Source organism: Streptomyces capparidis (assembly GCF_054782095.1).
The window spans coordinates 26,173-42,327 of sequence record NZ_BAAGTD010000014.1 but is presented as its reverse complement, the minus strand read 5'-3'; the positions used below and the strand labels follow the sequence as shown (position 1 = coordinate 42,327).

General features: G+C 75.4%; 14 protein-coding genes. 6 read left to right on the top strand and 8 right to left on the bottom strand.

Annotation, left to right across the window (positions count from 1 at the left end; all coding sequences use genetic code 11):
* Positions 1 to 45: 45 nt before the first annotated feature.
* A complete protein-coding gene (locus ACYVO2_RS13850; RefSeq protein ID WP_461008053.1) occupies positions 46 to 840 on the bottom strand; it encodes a helix-turn-helix domain-containing protein in 795 nt (264 codons plus the stop codon).
* Positions 837 to 1,865 (bottom strand): small ribosomal subunit Rsm22 family protein, encoded by a 1,029-nt coding sequence (locus ACYVO2_RS13845; RefSeq protein ID WP_461008052.1) that lies wholly within the window; start codon positions 1,863 to 1,865, stop codon positions 837 to 839. Before ACYVO2_RS13845 ends, ACYVO2_RS13850 begins: the two co-directional genes overlap by 4 nt.
* Before the next feature lie 429 nt (positions 1,866 to 2,294).
* Between ACYVO2_RS13845 and ACYVO2_RS13840 the strand changes: the two genes are divergently transcribed.
* Positions 2,295 to 2,639: an STAS domain-containing protein gene (locus ACYVO2_RS13840; protein WP_461008051.1), complete on the top strand. Its 345-nt coding sequence runs from the start codon at positions 2,295 to 2,297 to the stop codon at positions 2,637 to 2,639.
* 54 nt (positions 2,640 to 2,693) lie between these two features.
* On the opposite strand, the gene ACYVO2_RS13835 is transcribed toward ACYVO2_RS13840, so the two are convergent.
* Together ACYVO2_RS13835 and ACYVO2_RS13830 are read right to left on the bottom strand one after the other, a co-directional pair.
* A complete protein-coding gene (locus ACYVO2_RS13835; protein WP_461008050.1) occupies positions 2,694 to 3,473 on the bottom strand; it encodes an HAD-IIA family hydrolase in 780 nt (259 codons plus the stop codon).
* 36 nt (positions 3,474 to 3,509) lie between these two features.
* Entirely contained in the window at positions 3,510 to 4,673 is a 1,164-nt protein-coding gene (locus tag ACYVO2_RS13830) for an ROK family transcriptional regulator (RefSeq protein ID WP_461008049.1), read from the bottom strand.
* A 56-nt stretch (positions 4,674 to 4,729) separates the two neighbouring features.
* Here ACYVO2_RS13830 and ACYVO2_RS13825 point away from each other — a divergent pair, with 56 nt between their 5' ends.
* Positions 4,730 to 5,794: a Gfo/Idh/MocA family oxidoreductase gene (locus ACYVO2_RS13825; RefSeq protein WP_461008048.1), complete on the top strand. Its 1,065-nt coding sequence runs from the start codon at positions 4,730 to 4,732 to the stop codon at positions 5,792 to 5,794.
* 46 nt (positions 5,795 to 5,840) lie between these two features.
* On the opposite strand, the gene ACYVO2_RS13820 is transcribed toward ACYVO2_RS13825, so the two are convergent.
* Together ACYVO2_RS13820 and ACYVO2_RS13815 are read right to left on the bottom strand one after the other, a co-directional pair.
* Positions 5,841 to 6,695, bottom strand: a complete 855-nt coding sequence (locus ACYVO2_RS13820) for a fumarylacetoacetate hydrolase family protein (protein ID WP_461008047.1) — start codon at positions 6,693 to 6,695, stop codon at positions 5,841 to 5,843.
* Between the two features lie 136 nt (positions 6,696 to 6,831).
* Entirely contained in the window at positions 6,832 to 7,881 is a 1,050-nt protein-coding gene (locus tag ACYVO2_RS13815) for an ArsR family transcriptional regulator (RefSeq protein WP_461008046.1), read from the bottom strand.
* 300 nt (positions 7,882 to 8,181) lie between these two features.
* On the opposite strand from ACYVO2_RS13815, the gene ACYVO2_RS13810 reads away from it, so the two are divergent.
* Positions 8,182 to 9,081 (top strand): hypothetical protein, encoded by a 900-nt coding sequence (locus ACYVO2_RS13810; RefSeq protein WP_461008045.1) that lies wholly within the window; start codon positions 8,182 to 8,184, stop codon positions 9,079 to 9,081.
* A gap of 275 nt (positions 9,082 to 9,356) precedes the next feature.
* Here the strand turns inward: ACYVO2_RS13810 and ACYVO2_RS13805 are convergent, their stop codons facing one another.
* Positions 9,357 to 10,352, bottom strand: coding sequence for a winged helix-turn-helix domain-containing protein (locus ACYVO2_RS13805; RefSeq protein WP_461008044.1), 996 nt, complete (start codon positions 10,350 to 10,352; stop codon positions 9,357 to 9,359).
* Between the two features lie 254 nt (positions 10,353 to 10,606).
* Here ACYVO2_RS13805 and ACYVO2_RS13800 point away from each other — a divergent pair, with 254 nt between their 5' ends.
* The 3 genes from ACYVO2_RS13800 to ACYVO2_RS13790 all read left to right on the top strand — a co-directional run bounded on the left by ACYVO2_RS13800 (position 10,607) and on the right by ACYVO2_RS13790 (position 14,365).
* Positions 10,607 to 12,064: a S28 family serine protease gene (locus ACYVO2_RS13800; RefSeq protein ID WP_461008043.1), complete on the top strand. Its 1,458-nt coding sequence runs from the start codon at positions 10,607 to 10,609 to the stop codon at positions 12,062 to 12,064.
* Between the two features lie 125 nt (positions 12,065 to 12,189).
* The gene (locus ACYVO2_RS13795; protein WP_461008042.1) at positions 12,190 to 12,837 is read left to right on the top strand and encodes a TetR/AcrR family transcriptional regulator; all 648 of its coding nucleotides are present in this window, start codon (positions 12,190 to 12,192) and stop codon (positions 12,835 to 12,837) included.
* 13 nt (positions 12,838 to 12,850) lie between these two features.
* Complete coding sequence (locus tag ACYVO2_RS13790; RefSeq protein ID WP_461008041.1) at positions 12,851 to 14,365, top strand: MFS transporter; 1,515 nt, start codon at positions 12,851 to 12,853, stop codon at positions 14,363 to 14,365.
* A 190-nt stretch (positions 14,366 to 14,555) separates the two neighbouring features.
* On the opposite strand, the gene ACYVO2_RS13785 is transcribed toward ACYVO2_RS13790, so the two are convergent.
* Positions 14,556 to 15,935 carry a DUF445 domain-containing protein gene (locus ACYVO2_RS13785; protein WP_461008040.1) on the bottom strand — a complete coding sequence of 460 codons (1,380 nt, stop codon included), beginning with the start codon at positions 15,933 to 15,935 and terminating at the stop codon, positions 14,556 to 14,558.
* Between the last annotated feature and the right edge of the window lie 220 nt (positions 15,936 to 16,155).

The following is a 16,155-nucleotide window of genomic DNA, read 5'->3' as shown; positions in this document are numbered from 1 at the left end:
GGGGTACAGATCTGCCGCCCCGGCGGCGCCCGCGGCCATTCCCCCTCAGCCGGTCCACCCCCGAACCACCTCGGCCGTCTCCGGGTCGGCCGGCAGGAAGGTCTCCATGGCCAGTTCGGAGACCGTCACGTCCCAGGGGCTGTTGAAGGTGGACACCGCGCCGATGAAGGTCAGCTCACGGCCCCGGTGCAGCAGCCGCAGCGGCAGGGCGAACGGGGTCTCCCCGAACTCCACGCCCACGTCCTGGTGGCCCGGCGGCTCGGGCAGCGCCGCCACCTCGTCGCGCAGTCGGCGCAGCACCTCGGCCCCGTGCACCGCGATGTGCCGGTCCAGGCGGTCCAGCAGGTGCTCCCGCCACTGCTTGAGGTTCCTGATGCGCGGGGCCAGCCCCTCCGGGTGGAGGGCGACGCGCAGCGCGTTCAGCGGCGGGCGCAGCAGGTGCTCGGGCACCCCTTCGAGGAGCACGCCCATCGCCCGGTTCGCCGCCACCACGTCGTAGCCGCCGTCCACGGCCATGGCCGGGTAGGGGTCGTGCGCCTCCAGCAGGCGCCGCACGCCGTCGCGCAGGCCGCGCATCGCCGGGTCCTCCAGCGAGGTCTCCCCGTACAGCGGCGCGTACCCGGCCGCGACCAGGATCGCGTTGCGCTCCCTGATCGGCACCTCCAGGTGCTCGGCGAGCCGCAGCACCATGGCCTGGCTGGGCCGCGCCCGGCCGGTCTCGAGGAAGCTGATGTGCCGCGCGGAGGAGTCGGCCCGCAGCGCCAGCTCCAGTTGGCTGATCCCGCGCCGCTTGCGCCACTCCCGCAGCATGGGCCCGACCTGGGCAAGTGTCGTCGTCACAGTGGCGACGGTACCGGGGCCCGCTCCGGCGCGGCCGGGCCGCTCCCCTCGCCGGGCGGCGGCCAGGGGTCGCCCCACGAGGTGTCGCGGGCCGCGCGGTACAGGTCGCCGTGGCGCTTCTTGGTGACGACGGCGCGGCGAAGGCCCTCCTCGCGGGCGCAGAGCTGGAGGGTGACCATGCCCTTGCGCTGGAGGGGGTGCCTGACGACCCGGGAGGCGGCGGGGCGGACGGGCTCGCGGGAGGCGATGACGTAGGAGAACTTCTCGTCCTCGAAACCCAGGGACCCGCCCTTCACCTGCCGGTGCAGGGCGGAGCGCTGGAGCCGCACGGCGAAGTGGCACCAGTCCCGGCCGGGTTCCATGGGGCAGCGCAGGCTGTGCGGGCAGGGGGCGGCGACGGTCAGCCCCGCCTCGACGAGCTGGTCCCGCGCCTCGATGACCCTGCCGTACCCGGCGGGGGTGCCGGGCTCGACGACGGCGACGACGGCGGGGTCGCGCCGCAGCACGTCGGCGACCACCCGGCGGCGGTCCTCGTCGGAGAGCTCGTTGAGGACGTAGGAGAGGGTGACCAGGTCCGGGGCCTCGGGGAGCGCGGCGCCGATCTCCTGCCCGCGCCAGTCGGCGTGGCCCAGCAGGGCCGATCCCCGGGCCAGCTCGCGGCCGAGTCCGAGAGCGGGCTCGGACCAATCGAGGACGGTGACGTCCCGGACGGCGGGCCAGACGTCCGCCACCGCCCAGGCCGCGGCGCCCGTCCCGCCGCCGAGGTCCAGGTGGGAGCGGGGCGCGAAGGACGGGGCCAGCGCCGCGAACTCCCCGAGGGCGGCCCGCACGGCGGCGTAGGTGGCGGGCATGCGGTAGGCGGCGTAGGCGATGACGTCCGCCCTCCGCCGCAGCAGGGGCGCGGCGCTGTCCACCCCCCGGCGGTAGGTGTCGATGAGGGTGTCCACGGCGTGGGAGAGCTGCCGGGGCGGCACATCGGCGAGAACGCCGCGCAGGGCGCGGTCGAGGTCACCGGGCAGGTTCACTCGAACTCCCCGGCGACGGCTCCTGCCAGGTTGTCGGAGGGCAAGGCAGCCCCTTTCGGCGCTCTCTCCCGACGCGGTGCGCGGGGCGCGGTGCGCGTGCGGGATGCGGTGTGCGAGGTACGGCGGGCGGGACGCGGTGCAGGGGTGCGGCGGTCGCTCCCGCGGCTCCCGCACTCCGCGCGCGGCCCCGCCCACCTTATCCAAGACCTCCCGGCCCCTCCCGAGCTGCGCCGCCGCCTCCGCCGGCCGGGGCCCTGGGGGCGCGCACGCCCGGCCGAGGCGCGCGTGGGACGGTGCGCGCCCGAATGTGAGTTCCATGCGCCCCCCGGTCGGCGCGCTGATTGCGTCCGGCCCGTGTGCCGGGAGACGGTGGGGGTAGCCGCATGGCTGACCGCACCACCGTCGTTCTTCCCGCCGTCGAGGTAACGAATGTCCCAGCACCGGTTGTACCCGTGGATACGCGAACGGTTAGTCGGTGACACCGTCGTGGTCGAGGTCGAGGGCGAGATGGACGCGCTGTCCGCGCCACGGCTGATCGCGTACCTGGACTCGTTGACCGGCGGCGACCGCCCCGATGTGGTGCTGGACCTGCGCCGGGTGACGTTCCTGGATTGCAGCGGCCTGTCCGCCCTGGTCAGGACCCAGAACCGGGCCCGGGAGCGGTACGGGCGGGTGCGGCTGGTGTGCGACGACCCGCGCACGCTGCGGACGCTGCGGATCACCCAGCTCGCCGCACACTTCACGATCATGGAGGATCTCGCCGAGGTCCGGTGACGCGGGCGGCCGGGGCCGCGCCCCGGCCCCCGCGGCGGGCTGCGCCCAGGGCGCCTACACGACGTCCAGCAGGTCCGCGATCGAGTTGACCACCCTCGTGGGGCGGTACGGGTAGTTCTCCACCTCCTGGGGGCGGGTCAGGCCCGTCAGGACGAGGACGGTCTCCATGCCGGCCTCCATGCCCGCGAGGACGTCGGTGTCCATGCGGTCGCCGATCATGGCGCTGGTCTCCGAGTGGGCGTGGATCTTGTTCAGGCCCTCCCGCATCATCAGCGGGTTCGGCTTGCCCACGAAGTACGGCGCCTTGCCGGTGGCCTTGGTGATCAGCGCGGCCACGGAGCCGGTCGCCGGGAGCGGGCCCTCGGTGGACGGGCCGGTCTCGTCGGGGTTGGTGGCGATGAAGCGGGCGCCGTCGCGGATGAGGCGGATGGCCTTGGTCAGCGCCTCGAAGCTGTAGGTGCGGGTCTCGCCGAGGACCACGTAGTCGGGGTCGGTGTCGGTGAGGACGTACCCGATGTCGTGCAGCGCCGTGGTCAGGCCCGCCTCGCCGATGGCGTACGCGGTGCCGCCGGGGCGCTGGCCGTCCAGGAAGCGGGCGGTGGCCAGGGCGGAGGTCCAGATCGACTCCACCGGCACGTCCAGGCCCATCCGGTTGAGGCGGGCGTGCAGGTCGCGCGGGGTGTACATGGAGTTGTTGGTCAGGACGAGGAACGGCATGCCCGAGCCGCGGAGCCGCTTGATGAACTCGTCGGCCCCCGGGATCGGGATGCCCTCGTGGATCAGGACACCGTCCATGTCGGTGAGCCACGACTCGATCGGCTTGCGTTCCACCACTGGCTCGCTCCATCCCATGGCGTTCATCAGATGATCTCAAGAGTAAGCGCGCGTTCCGACGGCATGGTGACGCCCCGGGAACGGACGGGGCGGCACCGCGGTGACGAGTTCGGCCGCGCCCAGCGCCACCGTCCGCGGCCCGCCGGGCGCCAGCCCCACCTCGACCCGCTGCCACTCCGGGTCCGGGACCCGCTCCGCCAGCACCGCCGCCACCTCGCGCAGGTACAGGCCGGGCTCGGCCAGCACCGCCCGCCCGCCCAGCACCACCCGGTCGATGTCCAGCAGCCGCAGCAGGTTCGCCGCCCCCACGCCCACCAGGTGGGCCGCGCCCTGGACGTCGCCCGCGTCCAGCGCGGCCAGGCACAGCGCCTCCAGGCAGCCCCGGCTGCCGCACCCGCACAGGGGGCCGTCGAGCTGGACGGCCTGGTGCCCGAACTCCCCCGCGTTGTGCCGCGCCCCGCGGTACAGGGCGCCGCCGAGGACGAGCCCGGCGCCCAGGCCCGTCCCGAGGTGCAGGTAGGCCAGGGTGTCGCCGCCGGCGGGGCCGAGCACGGAGAGCACGGCCGCGTTGGTGTCCTTCTCCAGCACCACGGGCAGCCCGGTCCCGCGGGCCAGCGCGTCCCGCAGCGGGAAGCCGTCCCACCCGGCGGCGTAGGTGACCCGGCGCAGCGTCCCCGCGGGCTCGTCCAGCGGCCCCGGGCAGGCCACGCCCACGCCGAGCACCCGTCCCGCGGCGTCCCCGGCCACGGCCCGCACCTGCCCGGCGACGGTGTCCAGGACCCGCCGCCGCGGGGCGGTGAGGTCGAACGGGACGACGGCCTCCCGCACCGTGCGGCCCACCGGGTCGGCGAGGTCGGCGAGCAGCACGGTCAGCTCGTCCCGGTCCATGTGCACGCCGACCGCGTAGCGCACCCCGCGTACCGGGCGGAGCAGGGTGCGGGGCTTGCCCCCGGTGGAGGCGCCGCGTCCGGCCTCGTCCACCACGCCCTCGTCCCGCAGGCGTCCCACGATCTTGCTGACGGCCTGCGGGGTGAGGCCGGTGCGCGCGGCGAGCTCGACCCGGCTGAGCCCTCCGGCGCGGGCGGCCTCGGCGGAGCGCAGCAGGCGCAGCACCAGGGCGTCGTTGTGGGAGCGGACGGCGGGCAGGGTGGCCCCGGGGCCCGTGGGTGTGGAGCGGGTCGCGGCGGGTGGCGTCGTCACGCGTTCATTGTGGGGCCGCCTTGCGCTTTGGCAACAGCGTTGCTTAAGTTCCCGGCATGAGCAGCAACGCCACTCCCCTGCGCGTCGGGCTCGCGGGCTACGGCCTCGCCGGCTCCGTCTTCCACGCTCCGCTGATCGAGGCGACGGACGGGCTCGCCCTGTCCACGATCGTCACCGCCAACCCCGGACGCCAGGAGCAGGCGAAGGCCGCCCACCCGGGCGCCCGGGTGGTGGCCACGTTCGACGAGCTGCTGGCCGACCGCCCCGACCTGGTCGTCGTCGCCTCCCCCAACCGCACCCACGTCCCCCTGGCCCGCGCCGCCCTCGAGGCCGGGGCGGCCGTGGTGGTGGACAAGCCGCTGGCGGGCGGCGCCGCCGAGGGCCTGGCGCTGGCGGACCTCGCCGCCGAGCGGGGCCTGCTGCTGAGCGTCTTCCAGAACCGGCGCTGGGACGGCGACTTCCGCACCGTCCGGAGGCTGATCGAGGACGGGGAGCTCGGCGAGGTGCTCCGGTTCGAGTCCCGGTTCGAGCGGTGGCGGCCCGACCTCAAGGGCGGGTGGCGCGAGTCCGGCGACCCGGCGGAGGTCGGCGGGCTGCTGTACGACCTGGGCAGCCACCTGGTGGACCAGGCGCTCACCCTGTTCGGGCCGGTGGCCACGGTGTACGCCGAGGTGGACGTGCGGCGGCCCGGCGCGGGCGCGGACGACGACGTGTTCGTGGCGCTGCTGCACGACTCCGGGGTCCGCTCCCACCTGTGGATGGGCGCGGTGACCGCGCGGCTCGGGCCCCGCTTCCGGGTGCTGGGCACCAGGGCGGGCTACGTCAAGCACGGGCTCGACCCGCAGGAGGCCGCGCTGCGGGACGGCGCCCGCCCGGTGTCGTCGCGGGACGAGACCTGGGGCACCGAGCCCGAGGAGCTGTGGGGGACGCTGGGCGCGGGGGACGACACCCGCCCGGTGCCGACGCTGCCCGGCGACTACCCGGCGTACTACGCGGGCGTCGCGGCGGCCCTGCGCGAGGGAACGCCGCCGCCGGTGCAGGCGGTGGAGGCGGTCACCGCCCTGCGGGTGCTGGAGGCGGCCCGCCGCTCGGCGGCGGAGCACCGCACCGTGGAACTCTGACCCCGCGGGGCGCCCCCGGGCCGGGGGCGCCCCGCGGAGCCCGGTCCTATGCCTGGGCGAACTCCTGGCGTTGACGGCCCAGGCCCTCGATCTCCAGCTCCACCACGTCACCCGCCCGCAGGAACGGCTTGGGGTCGGGGTGGCCCAGGGCGACGCCCGCCGGGGTGCCGGTGTTGACGACGTCGCCGGGGTACAGCGTCATGAACCAGCTCAGGTACCGCACCAGCTCCCCCACCGGGAAGATCATCTCCGCGGTGGTGCCGTCCTGCTTCAGCTCCCCGTTCACCCACAGCCGCAGCGACAGCGCCTGCGGGTCCGGCACCTCGTCGGCGGTGACCAGCCAGGGGCCGAGCGGGTTGAACGTCTCGCAGTTCTTGCCCTTGTCCCACTGGCCGCCCCGCTCCAACTGGAAGGCCCGCTCGGAGACATCGTGCGCGACCGCGTACCCGGCCACGTGCCCGAGCGCCTCCTCCGCGCTGTCCAGGTGGCGGGCGGTGCGGCCGATGACGACCGCGAGCTCCACCTCCCAGTCGGTCTTGGCGCTGCCGCGCGGCACCAGCACGGTGTCGTCCGGGCCGACCACAGTGTCCGGGGCCTTGAGGAACAGGATCGGCTCCGCGGGGATCTCCGCCCCGGTCTCCCGCGCGTGGTCGTGGTAGTTGAGCCCGATGCACACGATCTTGCCGGGGCGGGCGAGGGGCGGCCCCACGCGCAGCCCGGCCCGGTCCAGCGCGGGCAGCCCGGCCGACGCGGCGGCGCGGATCCGGTCCAGGCCGCCGGGCTCGGCGAGCAGCGCGGGCCCGATGTCGGGCACCACACCGGACAGGTCCCGCAGGACCCCGTCGGCGTCCAGCAGTGCCGGGCGCTCGGCTCCGGCCGCACCGACTCGCAGCAGCTTCAACGCAACACCTCGGTGGTGGTAGGGAAAAGGTCGCGCCGACGCCGGGCGGGCCCGGCGGGCCACCCCATGCTGTGCTCCCGCCCCACCGTGCGCAAGACCCGTCCCGAGGAGCGGCCGTCACCGCGCGGGCGCGGCGTCAGCCCAGGTGGCGCCCGCCGTCCAGCAGGTCGAGGCCCAGCGGGGTGAGGGTGTGCCGCACGGCCCCGCCGTCCCGCCGGGTGGACAGCAGGCCCGCCCCGCGCAGCACGGCCGCGTGGTGGCTCGCCGTCGCGGCCGAGACACCGACCGCGTCGGCCAGCTCCGTCGTGGTGCGGCGCCCCAGCGCCACGGCCTCCAGCGCGACGGCGCGGGTGCGGCCGAGCAGCGCGGCCAGGCCACGGCCGGCCCCCGCGGCGGGTGCCGGGCCGGCCCGGGACGGGGCGGGCCCGGCCGGCAGCAGCGGGCCGGGCGGCGCCGCGTCCGACCCGGCCCGGGGCCCGGGGCGCAGCAGGGGGTGGACGACCACGGGGGGCAGGCCCGGGTCCCGCAGCACCGTCGGGCGGTGCCAGCAGAAGAACGACGGCAGCAGGAGCAGCCCCCGCCCGCGCAGGTGCAGGTCCCGGTCGGCGGGCAGGCCGGTGAGGGTGAGCACCGGGGCCCGCCACACCATGCCGGGCGGCAGGTCCGTCATCAGCTCCGCCCAGGTGCCCTGCCGCGCGGCGCGGGTGCGGGCGGCGAGCCCGGCGGCGAACCGCTCGGTGACGCGCGGCCAGTACGGGGCCAGCGCCACCCGGTGGTAGGCGCGCACCGCGGCGGCGAGCCCGCGCAGGGTGGCCGGGTCGCCGTCGGCGAGGGCGCGGGTCCAGCCGGGCAGGCGCCGCTCGGCGGCCAGCTCCGCCAGGTCGGCCCGCAGCCGGGTGCGCGCGGTGGACAGCAGCGCGCCGATCCCGAGGTCCAGCCCGCCCGCGGCCCCGGCCGGGGTGAGGAAGTCCGGCGAGTAGCCGCGCGGCGGGGCGAGGTCGAGCAGCGCCCGGGCCGAGGGCGGCAACTGCTCCCTGGTCCTGGCCCGCCACAGGCCGAAGGTGCGCGGCGCGTCCCGGGTCTGGAGCATGTGCAGGCTCAGCAGCACCTCCCACATGGGGTCGGGCGCCTGGGCCACCCTGCTGTTGGCGAAGTCGTCGTCGCTGAAATGAATGCGCAGCGGCATCGCGGAATTCCCCCCGTGCGGGCGCCGGCGGGCGCCCCGTGGCGCCGCGTTTCCGCACCGACCCCCGTCGTCGTCCAGGATCGGGCGCCGGGCTTCCGGATTTCAACCGCCACAGGTATTCGAGCTGCGTCGAAAGGTGTGGCGCGGCGGAGCCGCGGGTCGCACAGTGGATTCCGTGCCGCCGCCGCCCGAACGGCGACGACGACGGTGACGGGTGGCGGCGGCGCACGGGGAGAAGTGCTCAACGGGGGAACAAACGGGGGAACGGTGAAACCTCAGGGTTTCTTTGCGGGATATGCCGTGGCCGTCATCATGCTCGTCACCTCGGTGGTGTCGGCGCTGAACGGCCCGGTGGAGGAGCGGGCGCAGCGGCGGGCCGCGGTGCCCGGCGGCGCGGCCGCCTCGGCGCGGGCGGGCGGCGACGAGCGGGCGGCGCTGCTGAAGCGGGCGGAGGAGCGGCTGATCCGGCGGTGCATGGAGCGGGCGGGCTTCCGCTACCAGGAGCGGCGGGCGGAGCGGGAACCGCGGGCGCGGCAGTTCCCGTTCGTCGTGGACGACGTGGCCTGGGCGCGCGCCCACGGCTACGGGTCGGACCGGGCGCGGCGCCCGGCCGGAAAGGGCGGCGCGACACCCGGTGCCGCGTATCCCGCGGGGCTTTCCCCGGAGCGGCGGCACGCCTGGAAGCGGGCCCTCGAGGGAACCGGCCGGCAATTGTCGGTGCGGCTCGCCGGGGGCGTGCGGATCAGCGCGAGCGACCGGGGATGTGCGGCGCGTGCGCGGGCCGCGCTGTACCGGGATCTGCCCCGCTGGTATCGGGCCGAGAAAATCACACAAAACCTGGATGGATTCGTTCGGGAAAAGGTGACCGGGGATGCTCGCTATACCCGGGCGGAGGCCCGCTGGTCCGCCTGTATGCGCGACCGCGGATTTCCCGGCCTTTCCGGGCCGGGGGAGCTGCGCCGGAGGCTCGACCGCGGCACGCGCGGCCTGACCGCGGCCAAGGCGCGGGCCGAGGAGGCGCGCACCGCCGTGGCCGAGGCCGCCTGCGCCACCTCCACCCCGCTGGCCCGCACCGCGCGGGCGCTGGACCGGGAGCACCGGGCGGCGGTACGGGCCCGCTTCCGGCAGGAGTTCACCGATCTGGCACGGCTGCGTGAGGCCGCCGTGCCGCGGGCCCGGGCCGTCCTCGGCGAGGACTGACACCGGGCCCCGGCCGCCCGGCCCCCGGGCGGCCGGCCGGGGCGGCGGCACCACCGGCGCGCCACGGCGACGCCCGCCACCAGCGCCCGCCGCACCGGGCAGCGCGCCGGGCGCACCGGGCACGACGCGCCGGACCCACCGCCCCGGCACCCACCCGCCCTTCCACCGGCCCGGCGGCCCCTGGCCGCCGGGCCGCCGGGCGTCGGCACCGGCGCCCCGCCCGGGCGAGGCGAACCCGCCGCGCCGCCGGGGCGCGCCTTCGCGCGTGCCCGCCGTCACCCGTTGTTCAGCAGCGCCATCCCGGTCACCGTCGGCGAGTGCAGGGCGGTGTTGCGGTGCCGCTGGGTGATGATCAGCCCGGCCTGCCGCAGCACCGCGGCGTGCTCGCTGGCGCTGGCCAGGGCGATGCCGGCGATCGCGGCCAGCTCGGTGGTGGTGCAGCCGGGCCGCTCCGCCACCGTGCTGAGCACCGTGGCCCGGGTGCGGCCCAGCAGCGACACCAGGGCGTTCGCCGGGCGCTCCGGGCGGGCGGTGAGGGCCCCGGCGCCCAGCGGCAGCGACTCCTCGTACCTGGCGGGGTAGCCCACCACGGGCTGCGGCTCCCGCTCGGCGTCCACCACGGGGCCGGCGTAGAGGAACGCGGACGGCTTGAGCAGGAGGCCCTGGCCCCTGAGGTACAGGTTGCCCTCGGCGCCGCCGGCCAGGGCGAGCTCCAGCACGGGCGGCCGCCAGCGGACCCGGCCGGGGAAGAGCCCGGCGAGCAGCCGCTCCACGCCGCCGTCCACCAGCTCCCTGGCCCGCAGCGCGTGGTCGGAGTCCAGCTCGGCCCGCACCTGGGCGCAGTACGGGGCGATGGCCCTGGCGTGCACCTGGGCGAGGGTGTCGGCGAGCGCGGACAGGGCTTGGCGGTCGTCGGCGAGCCGGTGCGCCCAGGAGGGCAGCCGGCCCTTGGCGGCGAGCTCCGCCAGTTCGGCGCGGACGCGCCGGGCCGGGGTGGAGCGCACCTGCTCGACCACCTCGGCGACGCTGCCCGGGACGGCCGGCGTGAGGAACCGCGGGGCCTCGCCGTTCGGCGGTATCAGCTCGAACAGGGCGCGGGCCTGCGGCGGGAGGTCGCCCAGCACCTCGCGCCGCCAGTGGCCCATACGGGCGGGGTTGTCGCGCGACTGAAGGCCGCGGACGGCGAGCGCCAACTCCCACAGCGGCCAGGGTGAGCGGGCCACGCGGGTGCGCGCCAAGTCCTCGGCGGTGAAGTGGATCCGGTACACCACGCTCGGAATTCTTCCTCGGACACCCTTTTTCGGGCCACACCGAAACAGGACGACGGCTAGAGAGCCGGTCGCGCAGGCTGACCCCGGGCGGCGGATCCCTCGCCTCCGATCGGGGGAGGAGACGAGGGCCGCCGCCGCTGACGGTGCGCCGGAGCGCGCTCTGGCGCCGCCCGCCACCCGTCCCCTACCGTCACTGCCCTGTGCGCGGCGCGCGACCGGCGCGCCGGCGACTCACCCTTGGTGGGAGGGCTGTGGTGGGGGTCTCCAAGCGCTGCCTCGCCGGATGGCTGGCGTCCCTGGTCCTGGTCACGGGCACGCTCACGGCCGGGGCCGCGTCCCCGGCGCTCGCGGAGCCCGACGCGGCGCGCGCCGCCACCGCGGGCGCGGGCTCCGACGAGGCCCGGCAGGACGTCAGGGCCAGGCTGGAGGCCGTGCCCGGGATGCGGGTGCTCCAGGAGTCCGAGCCCGCCCCCGGCCACCGCTTCTTCCTGCTGGCGTACCGGCAGCCGGTGGACCACGCCCGGCCCTGGGAGGGCACCTTCGAGCAGCGGCTGACCCTGCTGCACAAGTCCGAGGACCGGCCGATGGTGCTGCACACCAGCGGCTACAACGTGCGCACCACCGCGTTCCGCTCCGAGCCCGCGCAACTGGTGGACGGCAACCAGATCTCCACCGAGCAGCGGTTCTTCACCCCGTCCCGGCCCCAGGAGCCCGCCGACTGGTCCAAGCTGACCATCTGGCAGGCGGCCACCGACCACCACCGCCTGGTGCGGGCGCTGAAGGACATCTACCGGGGGAAGTGGATCTCCACGGGGGCCAGCAAGGGCGGCATGACGTCGGTGTACCACCGCCGGTTCTACCCGCACGACGTGGACGGCACGGTGGCGTACGTGGCGCCGAACGACGTGGTGGACCGGGAGGACTCGGCGTACACCCGGTTCTTCGCCGAGGTCGGCACCGAGCGCTGCCGCGACGCGCTGAACGCGGTGCAGCGCGAGGCCCTGGTGCGGCGCGAGGAGATCGTGGCGCGCTACCAGCGGTGGGCGGACGCGCAGGGCGCCACCTTCCGGGTGGTCGGCGGCGCGGACCGGGCGTACGAGAACGTGGTGCTCGACCTGGTGTGGGCGTTCCGCCAGTACAGCGGCGAGGAGGCGTGCGGCGAGGTGCCCGCGCCCACGGCCTCCACCGACGCGCTGTACTCGTTCATCGACGAGGTGTCCGGGTTCGCCTTCTACACCGACCAGGGCCTGGCCCCGTACACGCCGTACTTCTACCAGGCCGGCACCCAGCTCGGCTCGCCGTCGTTCGCCACCCCGCACCTGCGCGGACTGCTGCGCTACCCGGGGATCTACCAGCCGCGCAGCTACGTGCCGCGGGAGATCCCGATGCGGTTCCAGCCGTGGGTGATGCCGGACGTGGACCGGTGGGTGCGACTGCGCGGCAGCGAGCTGCTGTTCGTGTACGGCTCCGACGACCCGTGGCGCGCCGAGCCGTTCCGCGCGGGCCGCGGCAGCGAGGACGTGCACACCTACACCGCGCCCGGCGCCAACCACGGCGCGAACATCTCCCGGCTGACCGCCCCCGATCGCGCCGAGGCCACCGCCCATCTGCGGCGCTGGGCCGGGGAGCCGCAGACCCCGGCGAGCGCCCGCACCGCCCGCGTCGCCGGGCTCGACGGGTACAACGAGGCGCTGGAGCGGCGCCCGCGGTAGCGTTCCCGCCGCACCGTCCTCCTTCGGCTCCTCCGGGCACGGCCCGGGGGAGCCGAACGTGCGTGTGATCAGGGTCACACCCACGGGTGAAATAACCGGGGAACGACTCCCCGTTTGCACCTGACGTGAAGACGACGAAACCTCGCCTGCGGGCGGACGCCTGCCGCAACCGGGAGCGCATCATCGCTGCCGCGTGCGACGCCCTCGTGGAACACGGGCCCGAGGTTTCGCTGGACGAGATCGCCCGCCGGGCGGGAGTCGGCAACGCCACCGTCTACCGCAGGTTCGCCGACCGCCGGCAGTTGATCGTCCAGGTCGGATCCGAGGTGATGCGCGCGCTCGCCGAAGAGGCGGACCGGGCGCTCGCCGAGGAGCCGGACGCGTTCGCCGCCGTGCGGCGCTTCGCCCACCGCGCGGCCGACCGCCGCCTCGGAGCCGTTCTGCCGTCGCTCGCGGGTTACGCCGCCGAGGACGACGCGGAGTTCGAGGAGGCGAGGCAGCGCCTGATGGCCGCCGTGGAAAACCTGATGACCTTGGCGCAGTCCTCCGGAATGATGCGTGCCGACGTGGGCGTGGGCGACCTGACGGTCGCGCTCACCCAGCTCACCCGGCCACTGCCCGGCACGACCTGTGTCGCCGTCGAGAGCTTCGTGCACCGGCACCTCGACATCCTGCTGGACGGGCTGCGCGCTCCCGGGCGCTCGGAGCTGTCCGGGACCACTTTCACGCTCGCCGACCTCCGCAGGGCCTGCGGGCGGCATTCCGACGATTGAGAGCACACTCCGCATGAGTTCCACCACCTCCGCGGGCGCGGACCCCAGGCGCTGGACCGCGCTCATATTCATCGCGCTCGCCCAGTTGATGGTCGTCCTCGACGCGACCATCGTGAACATCGCCCTGCCCTCCCTCCAGGAGGACCTGAACATCTCCGACGGCAACCGCCAGTGGGTCATCACCGCCTACGCGCTGGCCTTCGGCGGTCTCCTCCTCGCCGGCGGCCGGGTGGCCGACATGTGGGGGCGCAAGCGCACCTTCATCACCGGCCTGATCGGCTTCGCGCTCGCGTCCGCGCTCGGCGGCGCCGCGGCGAACGAGGCCATGATGCTCGGCGCCCGCGGCCTCCAGGGCCTGTTCGGCGCCCTGCTCGCCCCCGCCGCGCTGTCGCTGCTCGCGGTCACCTTCACCGACCCGACCGAGCGGGCCAAGGCGTTCGGCGTGTTCGGCGCCATCGCCGGCGGCGGCGCCGCGGTCGGCCTGCTGCTCGGCGGCGTGCTCACCGAGTACCTGGACTGGCGCTGGACGTTCTTCGTGAACATCCCGATCTCCATCATCGCCGCCCTGGGCGCGATGGCCGTGATCAGCGACCGGGCCGAGCACCGCAACACCGACCCCGTGGACATCCCGGGCGTGGTGCTGGCCACCACGGGCCTGGTCGCCCTGGTGTACGGCTTCACCAAGGCGGAGTCCGACGGCTGGGGCGCCGGTATCACCATCGGCATGTTCGTCGCCTCGGCGGTGCTGCTCGCGGCGTTCGTGTACGTCGAGTCCAAGGTCAAGGCGCCGCTGCTGCCGCTGCGCGTGCTCACCGACCGCAACCGCGCCGGTGTCTACCTCTCGCTCGGCCTGGCCATCATCGGCATGTTCGGCCTGTTCCTGTTCCTGACGTTCTACCTCCAGGGCGTCAAGGAGTACTCGCCGATCAAGACCGGCTTCGCGTTCATGCCCATGGTCATCGGCATGATCATCGGCTCCACCCAGATCGGTGCCCGGCTGATGACCCGGGTCCCCGCCCGGATGCTGATGGGTCCCGGCTTCGCCCTCTCGGCGGTGGGCATGCTGATGCTCACCCAGCTCGAGGTGGACAGCTCCTTCTGGGGGCTGATCTTCCCGGCGCAGGTGCTGCTCGGCCTGGGCATGGGCACCTCGTTCATGCCGGCCATGAGCCTGTCCACGTACGGGGTGGAGCCCCGTGACGCCGGTGTCGCCTCCGCGATGGTCAACACCTCGCAGCAGGTCGGCGGCGCGATCGGCACGGCGCTGCTGAACACCATCGCGGCCAGCGCCACCACCGCGTACCTGAAGTCGCACGGCGACGACGGGATCTCGCCGCAGGCCCTGTTCAACCAGGGCTCGGTGCACGGTTACTCCGTCGCCATCTGGTGGGCCGTCGCCATCCTGGTGGTGTCCACGCTGATCGGCTTCTTCATGATCAACGCGGGCCGGCCGGACGCGGCCACCCTGGCCAAGGGCGGCTCGGGCGAGGGCGCGGAGGACGCGCCCGTCCCGGTGGTCATGCACTGAGGGAAAGCGGAGACACGGAGACAGCCCGCATCGTCGTAGGTCCGGGCCCCGGCCGTTCGCGGCCGGGGCCCGGGCTTCTTCGTCTCCGGGGACGGCGGGCACCGGGGACGGCGGGATCCGGGACGGCGGGCGTCCAGGGCGGCGGGCACCGGGGACGGGCCGCCGTCGGAAGGCCGGCCGCCGGCCCGGGTCAGCCGCCCAGCGTGTGCGACACCGTGTGGATCAGCAGACCGGCCAGCGCGCCCACCACCGTGCCGTTGATGCGGATGAACTGGAGGTCCCGGCCCACGTTCGCCTCGATCTTGCGGGAGGTCTGCTCCGCGTCCCAGCTCGCCACCGTGTCCGTGATCAGCGCGGTGATCTCGTCCCGGTAGGTGGCCACCACGTATGTCGCCGCGTCCTCCAGCCAGCCGTCCACCTTCGCCCGCATCCGCGGGTCGTCCCGCAGCCGCACCCCGAGCGAGAGCAGCGCCGAGCGCGCCCGCCTGCGCAACTGGCTGTCCGGGTCCTCGGCCGCCGCCACCACCATGGCCCGCACCGCGTTCCACGCCGAGCGGATCAGCTCCTGCACCTCGTCGCGGGCCAGCACGTCGGACTTGAGCTGCTCCACCCGGGCCATGGTGTCCGGGTCGTCCCGCAGCTCACCGGCAAAGTCGGTGAGGAACCGGTCCACGGCCCCGCGCGCCGGGTGCTCCGGCCAGTCCCGCATCTCGGTGACGAAGCGCAGCAGCTCCTTGTAGACGCGCTCGCCGACCCGCCGGTCCACGAACCGCGGCGTCCACCCCGGCGCGCCCTCGGTGACCGCCTCCATCACCGAGAAGCGGTGGGTGACCAGCCAGTCGTGCGCCCGCACGCACACCAGGTCGACGAGCCTGCGGTGGCCGCCGTCGGACACCACCTTCTCCAGCATCCGGCCCAGCGCCGGCGCCACCGGCTGCGCGCCCGCCCGCCGGGTCACCGCCTCCCCGACCACCGCCTGCACATCGGAGTCCCGCAGCACGGCCAGCGTGCCGCGCAGCGCCGCGGCGAGCTCGCGGGTCACCCGCTCGGCGTGCGCGGGCTCGGCCAGCCAGGCGCCCAGCCGGCTGCCGACGCCGACCGCCCGCAGCCGGGTGCGGATGACGTCCTCGGACAGGAAGTTCTCCCCGACGAAGTCGCCGAGGCTGCGGCCGAAGGCGTCCTTCTTGGTGGGGATGATCGCGGTGTGCGGGATCGGCAGGCCCAGGGGGCGCCGGAACAGGGCGGTCACCGCGAACCAGTCCGCCAGCGCGCCCACCATCCCGGCCTCGGCCGCCGCCGCCACATAGCCGGCCCACGCCCCGGCGCCGGACTCCTCGGCCCAGCGCGCCAGGGCGTACACCACGGTCGCCAGGAGCAGCAGCCCCGTGGCGATCAGCTTCATCCGGCGCACCCCGCGCCGCTTGGCCTCGTCGGAGGCACCGGCGTCCGCCGTCCGCCCGGGCCCGCGGGGACGGGCGGCGAGGCGCGGGCGGTCACCGTCGGGCGGCGCCTGGCCGGGCGGGGCCGGACGCTCGGACTGGATCTCGTTGAGGGGCTCCACCCGACTCATGGTGCCTCGTTCCCGGCGCGGGCGGGCCACGGGGCCGCACCCCGCGGCGGTCCGCGGTGCCGTGGCCGGGCCGCGGGGGGCGTGGGATCATGGGGAGGGCCCGTCACGCCGCACGGCCGGGCCGGATCCGCCCGGGGCCACCCCGGCACCGCCCCGACCCCCCTCGACCCCGTGGCAGGCCGACCATCGACGACCGACCCCGGAGAAGACCAGCCGACCC